Annotated in this window: 18 protein-coding genes and 1 pseudogene; 6 read left to right on the forward strand and 13 right to left on the reverse strand. The window is 68.3% G+C overall.

What is annotated here, in order from left to right:
* Nucleotide 1: 1 nt before the first annotated feature.
* From rpsP to ftsY, 4 genes are all read right to left on the reverse strand, one after another.
* The gene (rpsP, locus tag WFH00_RS05190) at nucleotides 2-430 is read right to left on the reverse strand and encodes a 30S ribosomal protein S16 (protein ID WP_336659578.1); all 429 of its coding nucleotides are present in this window, start codon (nucleotides 428-430) and stop codon (nucleotides 2-4) included.
* A gap of 159 nt (nucleotides 431-589) precedes the next feature.
* Nucleotides 590-2,152 carry a signal recognition particle protein gene (ffh, locus tag WFH00_RS05195; protein ID WP_336659579.1) on the reverse strand — a complete coding sequence of 521 codons (1,563 nt, stop codon included), beginning with the start codon at nucleotides 2,150-2,152 and terminating at the stop codon, nucleotides 590-592.
* 18 nt (nucleotides 2,153-2,170) lie between these two features.
* Nucleotides 2,171-3,016 (reverse strand): 3-hydroxyacyl-CoA dehydrogenase, encoded by an 846-nt coding sequence (locus WFH00_RS05200; protein WP_336659580.1) that lies wholly within the window; start codon nucleotides 3,014-3,016, stop codon nucleotides 2,171-2,173.
* Nucleotides 3,017-3,217: 201 nt separating this feature from the next.
* Nucleotides 3,218-4,093: a signal recognition particle-docking protein FtsY gene (gene ftsY / locus WFH00_RS05205; RefSeq protein WP_336659582.1), complete on the reverse strand. Its 876-nt coding sequence runs from the start codon at nucleotides 4,091-4,093 to the stop codon at nucleotides 3,218-3,220.
* A gap of 136 nt (nucleotides 4,094-4,229) precedes the next feature.
* On the opposite strand from ftsY, the gene WFH00_RS05210 reads away from it, so the two are divergent.
* Genes WFH00_RS05210 through WFH00_RS05225 form a run of 4 tightly spaced genes read left to right on the forward strand, consistent with a single transcriptional unit; the run spans nucleotide 4,230 to nucleotide 8,575 of the window.
* Nucleotides 4,230-5,765: a branched-chain amino acid ABC transporter permease gene (locus WFH00_RS05210; RefSeq protein WP_336659584.1), complete on the forward strand. Its 1,536-nt coding sequence runs from the start codon at nucleotides 4,230-4,232 to the stop codon at nucleotides 5,763-5,765.
* A gap of 17 nt (nucleotides 5,766-5,782) precedes the next feature.
* A complete protein-coding gene (locus WFH00_RS05215) occupies nucleotides 5,783-6,769 on the forward strand; it encodes a branched-chain amino acid ABC transporter permease (protein ID WP_336659585.1) in 987 nt (328 codons plus the stop codon).
* The gene (locus tag WFH00_RS05220) at nucleotides 6,762-7,745 is read left to right on the forward strand and encodes an ABC transporter ATP-binding protein (RefSeq protein WP_336659586.1); all 984 of its coding nucleotides are present in this window, start codon (nucleotides 6,762-6,764) and stop codon (nucleotides 7,743-7,745) included. Before WFH00_RS05215 ends, WFH00_RS05220 begins: the two co-directional genes overlap by 8 nt.
* Complete coding sequence (locus WFH00_RS05225) at nucleotides 7,742-8,575, forward strand: ABC transporter ATP-binding protein (protein ID WP_336659587.1); 834 nt, start codon at nucleotides 7,742-7,744, stop codon at nucleotides 8,573-8,575. The genes WFH00_RS05220 and WFH00_RS05225 overlap by 4 nt, the downstream gene beginning before the upstream one ends.
* 68 nt (nucleotides 8,576-8,643) lie before the next feature.
* Here WFH00_RS05225 and WFH00_RS05230 read toward each other — a convergent pair whose 3' ends face one another.
* Nucleotides 8,644-9,873 (reverse strand): ABC transporter substrate-binding protein, encoded by a 1,230-nt coding sequence (locus WFH00_RS05230; RefSeq protein WP_336659588.1) that lies wholly within the window; start codon nucleotides 9,871-9,873, stop codon nucleotides 8,644-8,646.
* Nucleotides 9,874-10,113: 240 nt separating this feature from the next.
* The gene (locus WFH00_RS05235; RefSeq protein ID WP_336659589.1) at nucleotides 10,114-13,875 is read right to left on the reverse strand and encodes a chromosome segregation SMC family protein; all 3,762 of its coding nucleotides are present in this window, start codon (nucleotides 13,873-13,875) and stop codon (nucleotides 10,114-10,116) included.
* A 150-nt stretch (nucleotides 13,876-14,025) separates the two neighbouring features.
* On the opposite strand from WFH00_RS05235, the gene WFH00_RS05240 reads away from it, so the two are divergent.
* Nucleotides 14,026-14,427, forward strand: coding sequence for a hypothetical protein (locus WFH00_RS05240; protein ID WP_336659590.1), 402 nt, complete (start codon nucleotides 14,026-14,028; stop codon nucleotides 14,425-14,427).
* Between the two features lie 6 nt (nucleotides 14,428-14,433).
* On the opposite strand, the gene WFH00_RS05245 is transcribed toward WFH00_RS05240, so the two are convergent.
* Nucleotides 14,434-14,715 carry a hypothetical protein gene (locus tag WFH00_RS05245; protein WP_336659591.1) on the reverse strand — a complete coding sequence of 94 codons (282 nt, stop codon included), beginning with the start codon at nucleotides 14,713-14,715 and terminating at the stop codon, nucleotides 14,434-14,436.
* Nucleotides 14,716-14,872: 157 nt separating this feature from the next.
* Here WFH00_RS05245 and WFH00_RS05250 point away from each other — a divergent pair, with 157 nt between their 5' ends.
* Nucleotides 14,873-15,274, forward strand: coding sequence for an SRPBCC family protein (locus WFH00_RS05250; RefSeq protein WP_336659592.1), 402 nt, complete (start codon nucleotides 14,873-14,875; stop codon nucleotides 15,272-15,274).
* Between the two features lie 106 nt (nucleotides 15,275-15,380).
* On the opposite strand, the gene WFH00_RS05255 is transcribed toward WFH00_RS05250, so the two are convergent.
* The 6 genes and pseudogenes from WFH00_RS05255 to WFH00_RS05275 all read right to left on the reverse strand — a co-directional run bounded on the left by WFH00_RS05255 (nucleotide 15,381) and on the right by WFH00_RS05275 (nucleotide 18,239).
* Nucleotides 15,381-15,569: a type II toxin-antitoxin system ParD family antitoxin gene (locus WFH00_RS05255; RefSeq protein WP_442918788.1), complete on the reverse strand. Its 189-nt coding sequence runs from the start codon at nucleotides 15,567-15,569 to the stop codon at nucleotides 15,381-15,383.
* Nucleotides 15,570-15,580: 11 nt separating this feature from the next.
* Nucleotides 15,581-15,667, reverse strand: a pseudogene (locus WFH00_RS11900) (type II toxin-antitoxin system RelE family toxin); the annotation flags it as partial.
* 70 nt (nucleotides 15,668-15,737) lie between these two features.
* Nucleotides 15,738-16,685, reverse strand: coding sequence for a bifunctional DNA-formamidopyrimidine glycosylase/DNA-(apurinic or apyrimidinic site) lyase (gene mutM, locus WFH00_RS05260; RefSeq protein ID WP_336659593.1), 948 nt, complete (start codon nucleotides 16,683-16,685; stop codon nucleotides 15,738-15,740).
* A complete protein-coding gene (gene rnc / locus WFH00_RS05265; RefSeq protein ID WP_336659594.1) occupies nucleotides 16,678-17,418 on the reverse strand; it encodes a ribonuclease III in 741 nt (246 codons plus the stop codon). The genes mutM and rnc overlap by 8 nt, the downstream gene beginning before the upstream one ends.
* 1 nt (nucleotide 17,419) lies before the next feature.
* Nucleotides 17,420-17,623 (reverse strand): 50S ribosomal protein L32, encoded by a 204-nt coding sequence (gene rpmF / locus WFH00_RS05270; RefSeq protein WP_053353224.1) that lies wholly within the window; start codon nucleotides 17,621-17,623, stop codon nucleotides 17,420-17,422.
* A gap of 13 nt (nucleotides 17,624-17,636) precedes the next feature.
* On the reverse strand, nucleotides 17,637-18,239 hold the full coding sequence (locus WFH00_RS05275; RefSeq protein WP_336659596.1) for a YceD family protein: 603 nt from the start codon (nucleotides 18,237-18,239) through the stop codon (nucleotides 17,637-17,639).
* Nucleotides 18,240-18,258 lie beyond the last annotated feature (19 nt).

Consider the following 18,258-nt stretch of genomic DNA (forward strand, 5'->3'; position numbering starts at 1 on the left):
ATTAGGCCTCGGTCGTCTCAGCGGCGGCCTCTTCGGCAGGAGCCTCGGTCGACTCGGCGGCGGGCGCCTCTGCCTTCTTCTCAGCCTTGGGGCGCAGCACGGGCTTCTTCGCGGCGTCGGCCTCGAAGACCGCCTTCGCCTCGGGAGCCTGGATCTGCGACTCGGTGTTGCCCTCGCCCTTGAACTTGCCCCAGTCGCCCGAGAGCTTCAGGATCGCGGCGACCTGCTCGGTCGGCTGCGCGCCGACGCTCAGCCAGTACTGCGCGCGCTCCGAGTCGACCTCGATGAAAGAAGGGTGCTCGGTCGGGTGGTACTTGCCGATCTCCTCGATGACGCGACCGTCGCGCTTCGTGCGCGAATCAGCGACGACGATGCGGTAGTAGGGCGCGCGGATCTTGCCGAGGCGCTTCAAACGAATCTTGACAGCCATGAGTGACTCCTTGCAGTGGTGAACGGTGCCGCCACCCCTGCTCGGAACGGCCGGGTGCGGAAGCGTGGGCGCGCGAGATGCGCGAACTCATCAATCGTGCCACACTCGGGCGCGAAATGCAATTTTTGTCGGGATCAGGGGTTTTAGCCCGAGAGAGAGTTACCGGAGGCCCTTACCCAGCATCTGCTGCAGCTTCGCGAGGTCCTCTTCGCTCGGCTGCGCGCCTCCCGCGCCGAGCCCGAAACCGGACCCACCCGGAGCGGCAGCGGCCTTCGCTGCAACGCCCGCGGCCTCCTGTGCGCGCTTCGCGGGGTTCCCCGAGCGCTGCTTGCCCTTGCCCTTCGGCTGCTGCTTCTTGCGCCCGCTGCCGCCACCCATGCCGGGCATCGGCCCCATTCCGGGGATCTGCGGCACGCCGCCTCGAGCGACAGTCTTCATCATCTTCGCGGCCTGCTCGAAGCGCTGCACGAGCTGGTTCACGTCGGTCACCGTCATGCCCGAGCCCTTGGCGATGCGCAGGCGCCGCGAGCCGTTCAGCAGCTTCGGATTCTCTCGCTCCGCCTTCGTCATCGACTGGATGATCGCCTCGGTGTGCACGATCTCGCGCTCGTCGAAGTTGTCGAGTTGCGCCTGCATCTTGCCCATGCCGGGCAGCATGCCCATCATCTTCTTCAGCGAGCCCGCCTTGCGCAACTGCTGCATCTGCCCGAGGAAGTCGTCGAGCGTGAAGGCGTCCTTCGCGATCTTCTCGGCGACCTTGCGCGCCTCGGTCTCGTCGAAGGCCTGCTGGGCCTGCTCGATGAGCGTGAGGATGTCACCGAGGTCGAGAATGCGGCTCGCCATGCGATCGGGATGGAACGGCTCGAACTCGCCGAGGCCCTCACCCGTGGACGCGAAGAGGATCGGCCGCCCAGTCACGCTCCGAATGGAGAGTGCCGCGCCACCGCGTGCGTCGCCGTCGAGCTTCGTGAGCACGACGCCGGTGAAGTCGACGCCCTCCTGGAACGCCTGCGCCGTCGCGACCGCGTCCTGGCCGATCATGGCATCGATGACGAAGAGCACCTCGTCTGGGTTCGTCGCCTTGCGGATGTCGGACGCCTGGCGCATAAGCTCAGCGTCGACGCCGAGACGACCGGCGGTGTCGATGATCACGAAGTCGTGCTGCGTGCGCTTGGCCTCGGCGACGCCGTCCTTCGCCACCTTCACCGGGTCACCGACTCCGTTGCCCGGCTCGGGCGCGTAGATGTCAGCGCCTGCCTGCTCGGCGACGACACCGAGCTGCGTTACCGCGTTGGGTCGCTGCAGGTCGCACGCGACCAGGAGCGGCGTGTGCCCCTGGTCGCGGAGCCACTTTGCGAGCTTGCCCGCGAGCGTCGTCTTACCGGCGCCCTGCAGGCCCGCGAGCATGATGATGGTCGGCGGGTTCTTCGCGAACTGCAGACGACGCTGCTCGCCGCCGAGGATCGCGACGAGCTCCTCGTTCACGATCTGCACGACCTGCTGCGCCGGGTTGAGCGCCTGGTTCACCTCGTCGCCCAGCGCACGCTCGCGCACCGTCGCGGTGAAAGCCTTCACGACGTCGAGCGCGACGTCCGCCTCGAGCAGCGCACGGCGGATCTCCCTGACCGTGCTGTCGACGTCGGACGCCGACAGCTTGCCCTTCGAACGGAGGTTCTTGAGGGTGTCGGTCAGTCGCGCCGAGAGGTTTCCGAAAGTAGCCATAGCGCCGCCATTCTATCGTTACTCGTAGCGATAGAACCCGCGCCCGCTGCCCTTACCCAGGTAGCCCTTGTCGATGTACTCGCGCTTCAGGTACTCGGCGAACTCGCGCGCACCCGGCTTGTCGCTGTCCTTGTTCAGCATGTACGGCGTCATCATGCCGATAACGTCGAAGATCTGGAACGGGCCGAGCGGAGCGCCCGTCGCGATGCGCCACGTGCGGTCGATGTCCTCCGGGGTCGCGACGCCGCGCATGAGCAGGTCGCTCGCCGCGTCGAGCAGCGGAACGAGCAAGGAGTTGAGCACGTAACCGGGCTGCTCTTTGAGTACGCGGATCGGCACCATACCGATCTCCTCGGCGAACTGGGCCACCGCTTCGAACGCCTCGGGATCGGTTCCCGCGTGCCCCATGACCTCGCCCGTGTTGTTCTTCCACACCTCGTTCGCGAAGTGCAGCGCGAGGAAGCGCTCCGGGCGGCCCGATGACGGGGCGATATCGCTCGGCAGCAGCGTCGACGAGTTCGTCGCGAAGATCGTCGAGGCGGGGGCCAAGTCACCGACCCGCTTCCAGGTGTCTCGCTTGATCTCGAGGTTCTCGGGGACCGCCTCGATGACGAGTTCGGCCTCCGCCAGCGCATCGGCGAGATCCGTCGTCGCCCGAATGCGGCTCACGGCCGCAGCGAGATCCTCGGGAGAGGCGCCGAGGTCGCGCGCGTATTGCGGCTTCAGATACTCCCAGCGCTCGGGAAGCTTCGCGAGAATCTCGTCATTGATGTCGTACGCAACCACGTCTTTGCCGAAGTACGCGGCCTGGAAGATGATCTGGGAGCCGAGGACTCCGGTGCCGAGGACGGTGAGGTGCTGCATGTGCTGCCTTTCTCGAAGTCTCCTCCCGGGTGGGGAGAAGGGGCTCGGCGGCGCATCTGGGTGCAGTGGCCGTCTGGCCTCACGCTCAGGTCTACTCCCCCGCACGAGCTTTCGCTCCGGTTTTCGCGCACGGCGATCAGCGGGGCGCCGCGCCCCGAACAACCGCTTCAGCCGACGAGCTTCCGTGCTCGCCCAACCGCCCTAGCCGATGAGCTGTTGAGCGAAGACGTGGGGCGTGAAGCCCGTGAGGTCTCCGATCCCCTCGCCCTGCCCGACGAGCTTCACGGGGAGCCCGGTCTTCTCCTGCACCGACAGCACGAAGCCGCCCTTCGCGGAGCCGTCGAGCTTCGTGAGCACGAGCCCCGTCACGCCGGCGTGCTCGATGAACGCCTCCGCCTGCGCGAGCCCGTTCTGACCGGTCGTGGCGTCGAGCACCAGCAGCACCTCGGCGACCGGGGCCTGCTTCTCGATCACGCGCTTCACCTTGCCCAGCTCGTCCATGAGCCCGCCCTTGGTCTGCAGACGGCCTGCCGTATCGATGATGGCGATGTCGTAGCTCTGCTCAATCGCCCGCTGCACGGTCTGGAATGCAACGGATGCCGGATCCTGCCCCGCCTGCTGCGGCTTCACGATGTCGACGCCCGCGCGATCCGCCCAGGTGCCGAGCTGTTCGACGGCCGCCGCTCGGAACGTATCGGCCGCGCCCACGATGATCCGCTTGTCGAACGCCGTCAGATACTTCGCGAACTTACCGATCGTCGTGGTCTTGCCCACCCCGTTCACGCCGACGACCAGGATGACCGCGGGGCGCTCGGAGAGACGCAGCGTGGGATCGTAGGCAGCAAGCCGCTCCTCGATCGCATCGCGCAGCATGCGCCGCAGCTCGGTGACCTCGGTGACGCGGTGCCGTTCCACATTGCTGCGCAGCGTGGTGAGCACCGCCTCCGTCACATCGGGGCCGAAGTCTGCGGTGATGAGGGCGGTTTCGAGGTCGTCCCAGGTCTCCTCGGTAATGAGTTCGGGACCGCTGAACAGATTGCGGAACGCTTTGGAAAAGGACCAGGATCGCTCAGCCATGCGACGAGTCTACCGGTGCCGTAGCGGCGGGTACTGGTTCCACGACGTCCCGCGACTCCGCTAGCATCAAGCTGTATTTGAACCTTCCCAGCAGCGTCGACGGGGAGTCGACGCCGCGCAATCCATCGGAGGCAGCGTGACGTCACCCCTGGTCCGCTCCCGTTTCACCCGCGCGGGCTCGCGCGCAGAGCTCGGCAGGCTTCGCCTCGCCGTGACGCTGATCTGCGCCGCCCTCATCGCGATCCTCACCACACTCTGGCTTCCCGCGGCCGCGCACGCCGCGGACTGCGCGCCGAGCCCCGACACCGGCTGTGTGCAGGGCATCATCAAGACGAGTGCCGGCGATCCGGCGCCCGGCGTTTCCCTGGAGCTCTCGGGCCCGGCTGGAAGCGAGGCCGAGGAGCAGAACACGGAGACGAGCGATGACGGCCGCTGGAGCTTCGAGGTGACCGAGGCTGGCACATACACCGTGAGCGTCGACGCAGCGACGTTGCCGAAGGGGCAGTTCTTCAAGAACGCGTCGAGCCGCGATCTCGAGGTCGCGCTCTACGACTCCACGAGCGCCCTCTTCCCACTGACCGACGACGAGGCGGCGGCCGAAGCTCCCGCCGACACGCCCGACTCCGAGGCAACACCCGAGCCCAACGACGAGGCCCCGGCAAGCGGTACCGCCGATGGCGCCGCCGAGCCCGGCACCGACGTGTCCGGCACCGACGTCCCCGGCGCTGACGCTGGGGCCGACGCGAGTACAGCCACCCCCGGCGCCGCGCAGGCGACCGCGGGAGACGGCTTCTCATGGCCGCGGTTCTGGCAGCAGTTCGCCTCGGGCATTCGCATGGGCCTCCTGCTCTCGCTCGCGGCGCTCGGACTCTCGCTCGTCTTCGGCACGACCGGCATCAGCAACTTCGCGCACGCGGAGATGGTGACGATGGGCGGCATGCTCGCCTTCCTGTTCATGCGCCTCACGGGCAACGTCTGGGTTGCGGGGCTCATCACGGTCGCGATCATGGCCGCGTTCGGCTACCTGCAGGACGTCGGACTCTGGAAACCGCTGCGGAAGCGACGATTGAGCCTCATGCAGCTCATGATCGTATCCATCGGTCTCTCGATCGCGCTGCAGAACCTCTTCCAGTTCTTCTTCGGCGCGAGCATCCTGCGCATCGTCACCCGCACGCCCGATACCGTCACCATCTGGGGCATCACGCTCACCGTGCAGTCGTACGTCGCAATGGGCATCGCGCTCCTCGCCATCATCGGGGTCGGCATCGCGATGAAGTACACGCGCTTCGGCCGTGCCACGCGCGCCGTCTCCGACAACCCGGCGCTCGCCGAGGCCTCGGGCATCAACGTCGACACCGTGATCCGCGGCGTGTGGACCGTCGGCACCGCGCTCGCGGGTCTCGCCGGCATCCTCCTCGGCCTCGTGCTCAACGGCGTCGCGTGGAACACCGGCTGGTACTTCCTGCTGCTGCTCTTCGCCGCGGTGGTGCTCGGCGGCATTGGCACGGCGTTCGGTGCGTTCGTCGGCGCCATGCTCATCGGGCTGGTCGTCGAGATGGCGAACATCTGGCTGCCCGGCGATCTCAAGCACGCCGCGGCATTGTTCATTCTGATCATCGTGCTGCTCGTCAGGCCGCAGGGCCTGTTCGGGCGTAAAGAGCGGATCGGTTAAGGGGCGGGGACGGACACATGGAATTCTGGACAGACCTGCTCGGCTCGATCGTGCAGACCGCGCTCTCGCCGACGACGGCGGCCTTCGCGGTCGCGGCGATCGGCCTCAACATCCACTTCGGCTTCACCGGCCTGATGAACATCGGCCAGGCCGGCTTCATGCTGATCGGCGGCTACGGCTTCGTCATCTCAGTGATGGCGGGCCTGGGCTTCTGGCCGGCGATCGTCATCGCGATCCTCGCTTCGGCGGTCTTCGGATTGCTGCTCGGGATCCCGACGCTGAAGCTCCGCGGCGACTACCTCGCGATCGTCACGATCGGCGCCGCGGAGATCGTGCGCAACGTCGCGCGCCTCGCGAACCTCACGCCCATCACCGGCGGCCCGAGCGGCATTCAGAGCCCGAACTTCCGCGAGGAGTTCAACGCTCTGTCGCCGTTCCCCGAGGGGCGCACGACGATCCTCGGCTTCACTTACACGAACGTCGGGGTCGACGATTGGTGGAGCCGCCTCGTCGCCTGGGCGCTGGTGTTCCTCTTCCTGCTCATCACCTGGCTCCTCATGCGGAGCCCGTGGGGCCGGGTGCTCAAGGGCATTCGCGAGGACGAGGACGCGATGCGCAGCCTCGGGAAGAACACGGTCTCATACAAGCTGCAGGCGCTCGTTATCGGCGGTGTCATGGGCGGCTTCGGCGGCATCCTCATGTCGCTGCCCGCGTCGATCAACCCCGACAGCTTCGGGCGTCCCACGACCTTCAACCTCTGGATGATCATGCTGCTCGGCGGCGCCGCGACGATCCTCGGGCCGCTCCTCGGCGCGATCCTCTTTTTCGTCGTGCGCCTCGTGATCACGAGCGTTGCCGGAGAGTTCGTGCCGGATTCCATTCTCAACTCTCAGCAGACCGAGCAGCTCGCCTGGGTGCTCATCGGAGTGATGCTCATGCTGCTCGTCATATTCAGACCGCAGGGCATCCTCGGAGATAAGAAGGAGCTGTCGTTCAATGTCTGAATACCCGTACGACCGCGCGGCGCTGCGCCGGGAGCTCGCGCTGCTCGAACAGCAGCCCGGGGTATCGAAGCCCGACTCGATTCTGACGGTGGATCAGGTGACGCGTCGCTTCGGCGGCAACGTCGCCGTGCACGTCGATCACCTCGAGGTGCAGCGGGGCGCGATCACCGCGCTCATCGGCCCGAACGGCGCCGGCAAGACCACGTTCTTCAACCTCCTCACCGGCTTCGACGCGCCCTCGAACGCCGCGCGTCCGTTCTCGTCCGGCCCCGACCGCGCGAGCTGGAGTTTCAACGGCAAGGCGCTCACCCGCACGAACGCGTCACGCGTGGCGCGTTCTGGCATGATCCGCACCTTCCAGCTCACGAAGGCACTGTCGCGCATGACCGTGCTCGAGAACATGCTCGTCGGCGCGAAGAACCAGCCCGGCGAGAACCTCTTCGCCGGACTCATCAAGCCCATCTGGGCCGCGCGCGAACGCGAGAACGTCGAGCGCGCCGAGGAGATCCTTGCGCGGTTCAAGCTCGACACGAAGCGCGACGATCTCGCCGGCGGTCTCTCGGGCGGGCAGAAGAAGCTGCTCGAGATGGCGCGCGCACTGATGTCAGAGCCCGCGATGATCATGCTCGACGAGCCGATGGCGGGTGTGAACCCCGCGCTCACGCAGAGTCTCCTGGAGCACATCGAGCAGCTCCGCGACACCGGCACGACCGTGCTGTTCGTGGAGCACGACATGCACATGGTGCGCCACATCTCTGACTGGGTCGTGGTGATGGCGCAGGGGCGGATCATCGCGGAGGGCCTGCCGGAGGAGATCATGACGAGCGAGGCCGTCGTGGACGCCTACCTCGGCGCCCACCACGATCGCGACCTCGGAGACGACGACGTGCTCACCACCGGTGTGCTCACCGCCATCGCGTCGGAGGTCGCCGCCGAGACCCAGGCCGAAGACGCCACTACCGAGGAGCAGCGATGAGCGCCACCGCACCAGCAGCATCGGCAGCAGCGACGTCGAGCGACGTCGTCATCAAGGCGGACCGTCTCGACGCGGGATACCTGCCGGGCGTCAACATTCTGAACAGCTGCAGCCTGGAGGCCCGGTCGGGCGAACTCGTGGGCATCATCGGCCCGAACGGGGCCGGGAAGTCGACGCTGCTGAAGTCGCTCTTCGGGCTCGTGAACATTCGCTCGGGCACCGTCACACTGAAGGGCGAGGACGTGACCTCGGCCCGTACGAACCAGCTCGTGCGCAAGGGCGTCGGCTTCGTACCGCAGACGAACAACGTGTTCCCGTCGCTCTCCATCGAGGAGAACCTGCAGATGGGGCTGTACCTCCGCCCGAGGCAGTTCTCGCGACGGATCGCGGAAATCTGGGACCTGTTCCCGATGCTCGCGGAGCGGCGCCGGCAGCAGGCGGGTTCCCTGTCGGGTGGCGAGCGCCAGTCGGTCGCGATGGCCCGCGCGCTCATGATGGAGCCGAGCGTGCTGCTCCTCGACGAGCCGAGCGCGGGCCTCTCCCCCGTGCGTCAGGACGAGACGTTCATCCGCACCCGGCAGATCAACCGGACGGGCGTGACCATCGTGATGGTAGAGCAGAACGCCCGTCGCTGCCTCCAGATCTGCGACCGCGCCTACGTGCTCGATCAGGGCGCGAACGCCTACGAGGGCACGGGCCGCGATCTCGCGAGTGACCCGCGGGTGATCGAGCTCTACCTCGGCACGCTCGCCACCGATGTCGAGGCGAAGGCCGATCGCGGCGCGGCCGAGGCCGAGCGGGCGCGCGGCGCCGGCACTGACGCTGAATAGCATCGCGCGCACAGAACGGGCGGGCCGGTTCCTCGAAGAACCGGCCCGCCCGCTGCGTGCGCTGGGTGTTAGCCCTGGATCTCGTCGACCGGGACCGGAGTGTTCTCCCCGTCGAACTGGTAGATGCCGACGAGGGCGGTCGAGGGCTCGTTGTCCTCGTTCAACGGCCCAATGCCGGCGCGGCCCGTGTACTGGATGTCCTTGTCGTCCTCGAGCAGCGCGAGGCAGTCCTCGAACGTCGAGCACTTCTCGCCACCGTCGGCACCGGAGACGGCCAGCAGATTGTCGCGGATGGTCTCGCTATCGGCCGATCCGCCCCGCTGCGCAGCGAGCGCGACGAGCATGACCGCGTCGTACGCCTCGGGAGCGAAGTTCAGGCTCTTCGACACGTCGGGGAACACCTCGGCGAGCTCCGCCTCGAAGCCGTCATCGACGGTGCGGCCCGGGGTTGTGCCCTGCGCACCCTTGAGCGTGCCGGGGTCGAGGTCCGGGTACGGCGTGGTGTTGCCGTCGACCAGGTACAGCTTCGACAGGTCGAAGCCCTGCGCCTTGAGCTCGGGAATGATCTGCTGCGCCTCGATGTAGCTGAGGATCGCGATCGCCTCGGGGTCGGTCGCGAGCACCGCGGAGACCTCGGACGAGAACGAGGTCTGGCCCTCGGGGAACTCCTGCCCGTCGCCCTTGGCGCCGTAGGTCACCTCCACGCCGGCATCCTCGACCGTGCTCTGCAGGTTGTCGCGCAGGCCCTGGCCGTAGTCGTTGTTCAGCGCGAGGATGCCGATGCTCGTGCGGCCGTCCTTGACGACGAGGTTGCCGAGCGCCTTGCCCTGAATGGTGTCGGACGCGATCGTGCGGAAGTACAGCGGGTTGATGCCCGCGAGCGCGATGCCCGTGTTCGACGGCGAGCCCATGAGGATGCCGGCCTCAGTGAGCTTCGGCATCGCGGCATTGGTGTTGCTCGTGCCCATTGCGCCCAGCACGAATGCCGGCTCGGCGCCGATGATGTCGTCGACGCTCTTCGCGATCACGGTGGGGTCGTTGCTGTCACCCTCGTTGCCCTCGGCGACGACCGTGACATCGTTGCCGAGCACGCCGCCCGCATCGTTGATGTTCTGCATCGCCAGCTTGACAGCCCCCTGCGGTCCGTAGATGAGGTGCTCCAGCGCGCCCGTCTGCGGCAGCAGCGTTGCGATCTTCAGCTCGGTCACCGCGTCGCTGTCGGAGCCTCCCTCGGCCCCGCCGCCCTCGGTCGAGGTCGTCGAGCAACCGCTCAACACCAATCCGGCACTCGCGAGCAATGCAATCCCACCGAGAGCTGTTCGAGAAATTCTCCGCATGAATGTTGCCTTTCGCATTACGATGTCGCGCCTCTGCGACATACACGTCGAGCATATCGAGATGCACGCGGAATCTGGTGCCGAGACGCACGCCGAGCTCGATCGTGAGCATCCTGTGACCAGAAGTACGTACTTCCCAGGCGCCACGCCGGTTGCGCGCCGGTCTCCGCTCGCTCAGAAGGGTGGCAGGATCGCGGTCGCCTATGCCTCCTCGCGCCCCACGCGCTGCCCGACCACCGCCGAGATCCCGTCGTGCCGCATCGACACCCCGTAGAGCGCGTCGGCGATCTCCATGGTGCGCTTCTGGTGCGTGATGATGATGAGCTGCGAGTTCTCGCGGAGGCGTTCGAACACCTGCAGCAGTCGCCCGAGATTCGCATCGTCGAGCGCTGCCTCGACCTCGTCGACGATGTAGAACGGGCTCGGGCGCGCCTGGAAGATCGCCATTAGCCAGGCGACCGCCGCGAGCGAGCGCTCCCCGCCCGAGAGCAGCGACATGCGCTCGACCTTCTTGCCGGCCGGCCGCACCGCGATGTCGATGCCCGTGCGCAGCAGATCGTCGGGGTCGCTCAGCGCGATCTCCCCCGATCCGCCCGGGAACAGGATCGGGAAGACCTCGGCGAACGCCTCACGCGTGTCCTCGAACGCGGCCGCGAAGATGCCCTGCATCTTCGCATCGAGCTCCTCGATGATCGCGAGCAGATCGGAGCGGGTCTTCGTGAGGTCCTGCAGTTGCTCAGAGAGGAAGGTGTGCCGCTGCTCCAGCGCCGCGAACTCCTCGAGCGCGAGCGGGTTGATGCGCCCGAGCTCGGCGAGGCGGCGCTCGGCCTGGGCGAGGCGGCGCTCCTGCTCAGCACGGACGAACGGGCGGGTTGGTGTGGCCGTCGCGACAGCTGTTGTTGTCGAGGTCGTTGCGGCTTGGGCGTCGGCGGTGTCGGGGCCGGTGCTGTCGGCGCTTGGGTCGGCGAGCTCGCCGGTGCGAGCGGGGGCGACTGGGGGCGGATCCGCCGCCGGTGCCAGGCCCAACTCTGCGGCGAGCTCCGCTTCGAGATCGTTCGCGAATGCGTGCGAGGTCGTCGTCGCGTCGGCGCTCGAGGTGTTCTCGGCCACCGTCTCGCCGCCCTCCGGCTCAATCGGGATGCCGACGTGCGGCCCGTACTCGGCGACGAGCACGTCTTCGACGAGCCCGAGCTCGTTGCCGGAGCGCTCGAGCAGCGCCGAGAGCTGCAATTTGCGCTCATAGCTTTTCAGCTCGGCGCCGTGCACGCGCTCCGTGAGGCTCTGGAGCTTCCGCCGCAGCTCCGACTCCTCCGAGCGCAGCAGCGTGAGCTCTTGGCTGTGGCGGGCGCGCTCCTGCTCCGCGCGCTGCTGCTCCAGGCGCGCCTCGGTCAGCGAGCGGTCGCAGCCGTCGAGGATCGCCGGGAGCATCTGGGCCACGCGCTCTGCCTGGGCGACCTGCCGCGAACGCAGCACCGCGCGGCGCGCAGCCTCCTCAGCGGCTCGCCGCTCGGCCTGGAACTGCTCCTCCAGCGCTGTGCCTCGGGCGTGCGCGGCTCGGGCGCGCTCTCGGGAGGTTTCGAGCGCGAGCCGGGACTCGAGCTCAGCCGCTCGCGCGCGCTCGACCTCGGCGAGCAGACCAGCTCGCTGGCTCGCGTCGAGGATCGGACGGGGCTTCGACGCCGCATCGGCGTGGGCCTGCTCCGCGCGCTCGGCCTCCACGGCAGCGCCTTCGGCCGTCGCGGAGACCGCCACGAGCGCCTGCCGCGCCCGCTCCGCCTCGGCCGCGGCCGACTCAGCGCGCGCCGACAGCCGATTCCGCTCCTTCGATACCTCCGCGAGGCGGGCGTCGGCCGCTCGCATCGCGGCGAACGCCTCCTGCGCGTCCGACTTCGCCCGTGCCGACGCGGCGCGCAGCTCGGCGAGCTCCGCCTCGTGCTCAGCAACGGCCTCCGCCACCGCGGCGCGCTGCTGCACCGCTTGCTCGAGCTCGGCCGTCAACTCGAGGCGGGACGGCGCGAGGCCCGATCCGCCGCTCACCGTCTGGGCTGTGACGACGTCGCCCTCGCTCGTCACGACGGAGAAGCCGCCCTCCGGCCATCGCTCTCCGAGCGCTTCGGCGACGCTGAACGCGTGTTCGAGGTCTTCCGCGATGTAGCTGCGGGCGAGCATGGCGCGGACGCCGTCGGGCGCCTCGATGAGCGCCCCGAGCACGGGCGTCGCGCCTGCGACCGCGGTGTCGTCGCCAGCGGTGCCGTGCGCGACGACCGCCCGCAGGCGTCCGAGATCCTCGGTTCGCGCCGACTCCACCGCGGTGCCCGCGGCCTTGGCGTCGTCCGCGAGCAACGCGTCGGCGAAGCTGCCGAGCGCCGCGGCCACCGCCGCCTCCGCACCCTCCACGACCCGCACGTGGTCAGCCACGCGACCGCGCACCCCATCTGGCGCAGCGTCGAGCAGCGCCGCCGAGGCGTCTCGCTGATCGAGGGTGCGGGTGAGCGCCGCAGCGCGGGCCTCGAGTCCGGCGAGCTCCTGCTCAAGACGGTGCAGCTGATCTCGAACCTCGTCGCGGCGCTGGTCTGCGAGCGCCTGGCGATCCTGCGCGTCACGGTAGTCCCGATCGCGCTCCTCCGCCGGGATCTCCTCGGGGGCATCGGCGAGCTGTTCGCGCTCCTCGAAGTTCTCGAGCTCGAGCCTCGCGGCCTCCGCGCGCGCCTCGGCCTGCTCCACCGCGTGCTCGCGCCGTTCGACTTCCTGCGCGACCGTCGCGCGCTTCTGCTCGGCGGCCTCGGCGCGGCCACGCAGCTGCGACAGAGTGAGGTCGTGCTTCGAGACGAGCTCGCTCTGCTCCGCGATGTGCTCGTCGATCGCGTCGAGCGCCTGCTGGGCGCCTCGCGTCGCCGACTGCGCGCGCTGCCAGGCCGCCTCGGCGTCGGGTATGAGCGCGTCGAGGCTCTGCGCCTCCTCCGCGGCATCCGAGACCGTTGCGCGCGTGACGCGGGTGAGCTGCTCGGGCGCCTCGGCCTGCGTCGCGAGGAACGTCAGGCGCTGCTGCGTCTGCGCGTAAAGGCCGCGCAGCTTCGACTGCACCGACTCCAGCCCGATCGTCACGCGCCGCGCCGCATCGAGCTCGTCGCTCTGCTGCTCCTGCTCGATCCGCTCGATGCGCAGCTGCTTCTGCTCGACCTGCTCCTGCAGCACGATGCGCTCGGAGTGCTGCTCGGACTCGTCGCGGGCCAGCTCGTCGAGCTCAGTGCGCAGGCGGTGCACATCGTCCGCGAGCAGTCGCGCCTTCGCGTCGCGCACCTCGGCCGCGATGCCCTTCGCGGCGCGCGCCACCTCGGCCTGGCGACCAAGCGGCTTGAGCTGGCGGCGGATCTCCCCCGCGAGATCGTTCAGCCGGGTGAGGTTCGTCTCCATCGCCTCGAGCTTGCGGAGCGTGCGCTCCTTGCGGCGGCGGTGCTTCAGGATGCCCGCGGCCTCCTCGATGAAACCCCGGCGATCCTCGGCGGTCGCGCGCAGCACCGCGTCGAGCTGGCCCTGCCCCACGATCACGTGCATTTCGCGGCCGAGCCCCGAATCGCTCAGCAGCTCCTGCACGTCGAGCAGGCGGCACGAGTCGCCGTTGATCGCGTACTCGCTCGCGCCGTTGCGGAAGAGTGTGCGGCTGATCGTGACCTCGGAGTACTCGATCGGCAGCGCGCCGTCGGAGTTGTCGATCGTGAGCTTCACCTCCGCGCGGCCGAGGGGACCACGCGTCGAAGTACCGGCGAAGATGACGTCCTCCATCTTGCCGCCGCGCAGCGTCTTCGCGCCCTGCTCCCCCATGACCCACGCGAGCGCGTCGACGACGTTCGACTTGCCAGAGCCGTTCGGCCCCACGATCGCGGTGACGCCGGGCTCGAACTGGAAGGTGGTCGGCTGCGCGAAGGACTTGAAGCCCTTGAGCGTGAGGCTCTTGAGGTGCACGCCGATCCTTCCTGCCGTTGTGTGATCACACTAGGGCACGGGTGGCGCGCGGCGCGTTCGGCGCGCTGCGCGGGGGCGAGGTCGAGGTCGAGGCTCGTGCGGGGCCGAACTTTCTCTTTCGCTGTCGGTAGAGCGGCGTACGCTGTGATCATGGCCGCGCGGGATCCTCTCATGCCTCGTGATCCCGCTACGCCTTCGAGTGAGACCTACGACCCGGAGCTCGCACTTCAGCGCGCCCTAGCCCTGGCCGATGCGGGTGCTAACGCTCAGGCGATCCGCACCCTCGAAGCACTGCTTGATGCGCCGGTCGATCTGGATCTGCGTGTGCGGGCCGGCGTCGCACTGGGCGAGACGCTCCTGACGGGCGGGCAAGCGACGGCCGCAGAGGCGGCACTCGCGGAGGCCGTCGCTCTGGCGGAGGATGCTCGGGCGTCGCCCGCGGAGATCGAGGACCCCGAAGAGGGCGCGGAGCTCGGCGATGCCGGCGACCTCGGTACTATCGCGGCCGCGGAGGCGGAGCGGGCACGGACGATCCTCGACGGGATCAGGTAACGGGAGCTAGTCTTGGGCGCTCGAGGGCGCCTCTGCGGCCGCATCCCGCGGCGGGCACTTCAGGTGCGTCGGCTTGCCCGGGCCACCGCGGTTGATCTCGTGCTCGCTCATCGGGGCGCCGCAAATCGGGCACGCGGGATCCTTCGGCGCCACGTACGCGGGTTCGTTCGGGTCGCCGAGCTGCGCGGTGCCCTCGAACTGATAGAAGAACCGCCGCCAAGCCGCCCAAAACCCCGGCTGCCCGTCCCAGGGGGTCTGATGCCACAGCTGACGCTTCCGTTCTCGCACGCTCCCAGCGTACCGACACTGCCGGCAGGGAGCCGCCCTCCCCCCGCGATGCAGGTGCGATCCGGGCAACTTTCGGTGCGTGTCGTCCGAGGATACGCACCGACACGCGTCGCAAGTTACCTCGATCCCCTGAGCCGAACGCGGCGATACTGGGATCATGACGTTCACCGCCGAACACATCGCCCAGAGCATCGACTGCTCACCTGAACGCGTCGCCGAATTCGCCGGCGATCCCTCGAACCTGCCGCGCTGGGCGGCTGGACTCTCGGCCGGCATCCGCAACGAGGGCGGGCGGTGGATCACCGATTCGCCGATGGGCACGGTCGAGGTGCGGTTTACGGGACCGGTCGAGTTCGGGATCCTCGACCACGACGTCGTTTTGCCGGACGGCAGCGTCGTGCACAATCCGCTGCGCGTGCTGCGCAACGATGACGGCGCCGAAGTGGTGTTCACGGTCTACCGCCTGCCGGGGGTGACCGACGCCGATTTCGCGCGCGACGCGGCGATGGTGCGTGCCGACCTCAGGCGCCTCCGTGGCTGCTTGGAGCGTCGACGGTAGCCCCTACACGATCCGCGTCGCTGGCGGCGCATAGGGTCAATTCCGGCTGACGGGGCCCTCAGTCGAAGTACCGAAACGGGTTCATCCGGGATAAGCCGGTACGCAGTCAACGCTTCACATCGGTCATAAAGACGTCGATGTCGAACGGTTCGGCTTCGCCGCTCGACTCACCCGCAAGCAATGCCGTATGGAGATCAGCAGCCCGAGTGGCTCGATCTTGGCGTCCCTCTTTTCCCCCACGCCCGGTCTCGTCTTGCTCAACCGCTTGGCGCCCACTGAAGCTATTGCCACGCACTCGTGGTGCCCCAGATCGACAACCACGATTAGCAAGACAGCGTCCTGAACGACGTAGATGATCCGATAATCTCCGACCCTTACTCGCGTACCATCGCGCCCGCGAAGAGCCTTCGCCCCGGGCGGACGCGGATTTTAGGCGAGCAGCGCGACCGCTCCCGCAGGAGCGCTATCGACGCCGCTGGCAGCGGGGGCAGAAGTGGGAGGAGCGGCCTCCGATGACGAGGCGGCGGATCGGCTCGCCGCAGCGGGCGCATGGCGCTCCAGTGCGACCGTACGCATTGAGGCTGTGCGCGAAGTAGCCCGCCTGACCGTTCACGTTCACATACTGCGCATCGAAGCTCGTGCCGCCCTCCGCGAGCGCCTGCGCGAACACCGCCCGCAGCGCCGTGAGCAGCTCGACCGCCTTGCGCGGCCCGACTCGCACCCCCCGTGTCTCAGGGTGCAATCGCGCGCGCCACAGCACCTCGTCGGCGTAAATGTTGCCGACGCCACTGACCAGCGTCTGGTCGAGCAGGAGCTTCTTCACGCCCGAAGCGCGCGTCCGCAACAGCGCCAGAAAGCGGGCGTCGTCGAATGCCGGGTCGAGCGGGTCCCGCGCGATATGCGCGGCCTGCGTCGGCACGAGGTCCGGTCCATCGGCTGCGGGACGCAGAGCGTCGAGGGCGAGGGATCCGAAGAGCCTCTGGTCGGCGAAGTCGACGCGCAGTTCGCCGTGATCGGGGTGCTCGATCCACATCCGGATCCGCACGTGCCGGTCGTCGTCAGCGTCGTGCGCGCGCAAAAGCATCTGCCCGCTCATCCCGAGGTGCGCGAGCAGCGCGAGCGGTTCGCCGCTCACGGCCGCAGCCGAGGTCGGGATCCACAGGAACTTGCCTCGCCGCTCGGGGGCACCGAGCGTGATGCCCGCGACGCGACGCTCGAAGTCGGCGCTGCGCGCGGCCCCGGCGGCAGCGGTGAGCGTCACCCCGTGCCCGCCGAGCCCGTCGTCACCGGCGGTGGGCAGGTGCCGCTTGAGCGCGCGCGGGTCGAGCACCTGCACCGCAGCAACGCGCGCGCCGGTCACCGCGGGGGCGAGCCCCGCCCGCACCACCTCGACCTCGGGAAGTTCAGGCACGCCCGCGCTTCGCCGGCCGACGGAGATTGTTCACAGCGTCGCGCGCCGCCGCAAGCTCTGCAGCCTTCTTGCTCGTGCCCTCGCCAACGCCGGTCACGCCGTCGAGCTTCACCTTCGAGCGGTAGCGCCGATCGTGATCCGGCCCCGTGCCCGAGGTTTCGAACGGCGGCTGCGGCAGACCGCGCCGGGACGCCTCCTGCTGCAGCGACGTCTTGGGGTCCAACGACTCGAGCGATTCGAGAAACCGGTCGGCGTCGTCGAGCAGCGGCTCAATGAGATCGAGCACGAACCGGGTCGCCGTCTCGGGATCGGTCGACAGGTACACCGCGCCGATGACCGCCTCGACCGCGTCCGCGAGCAGCGACTCCTTCTCGCGCCCGCCCGTCAGCTCCTCGCCGCGCCCGAGGCGCAGCATCTCGCCGAGTCCGTGCTCCCGGGCGACCTCTGCGAGCGCAACCGTCGACACGAGGGCAGCGCGATGCTTCGCGAGCTCGCCCTCGGTGAAGTCGGGAAAGGTCTCGAAGAGCTTGACGGTGACCGCCTGCCCGAGCACCGAGTCGCCCAAGAACTCGAGGCGCTCGTTGTGCGGGGTGCCGCCGTGCTCATACGCCCATGAGCGGTGGGTTAGCGCGAGCTCGACGAGTTCGGGATCGGCCCGAACCCCGAATGCATGGAGAAAGCCGCCGGGGTCCCCTTTCGAGGAGCCCGACGGCTCTGCAACACTCTGAGTCAACTCAGGCGTCGGCGACCTTGCGGCCCTTGTACTCGAGGAAGAGGGCGTTGCCCTGCGAGTCCTCGACGACGCGAGCGCGATGCGGGAGGCTGTAGACGGTGCGGCCGTTCTCGACGGTCTTCACCAGAGTGGGCGCCTCCGCCTTCCACGCCGAACGGCGGTGGCGGGTGTTCGATCGCGACGTCTTCCGCTTGGGAACAGCCATGATGCTCTCTTTCCTACTTGCTTTCAGACCCGGGAATCTCACCCGAGCCGTGGTCTTCTTCAGCCTCAACTGCGTTGGTCTGCGCCCCCTGGGAAGCGCCTGCCTCTTGCGAAGCAAAACCCGCCAGCGCCGCCCACCTCGGGTCGGTTCCCGCAGTGCTCGTCGCCGCAGCCTCGGCATCACGCAGCTCACCGGACTCGGGATCGAGCCCCGGACAGTCCGGGCGACACACAGGCTGGAACGGCAGTGCAAGCACTACCGCGTCTCGGAGCGGGGGTTCAAGATCCACGTGATCACCGTGAACCCCATACTCGTCGGCCTCCGTAGGAGTATACGCGAAAAGTTCCTGGAACTCGACTTGAAACGGCGTGGTGAAATCTTTCAGGCAGCGGCCGCACTCCGCGTGCATGGTCGTCTCGACGTCAGCGGAGACGAGGATCCCCTCGTGCACCGACTCGAGTCGCACGTCGAGCCGCAGCTCGGCACCCTCTCGAATCTCGGCGAGCCCCTCCCCGAACTTCTCGGGCACCGTCAGCGTGCGCGAACGCTCACGCATCTCCCCCGGACGATTGATGATGTCGCGGATGTTCTCCTGATAGACACGGCTCGTATTCACCGCAGCAGTCTACCCCGCG

Source organism: Leucobacter sp. USHLN153 (assembly GCF_037145615.1).
GTDB lineage: Bacteria > Actinomycetota > Actinomycetes > Actinomycetales > Microbacteriaceae > Leucobacter.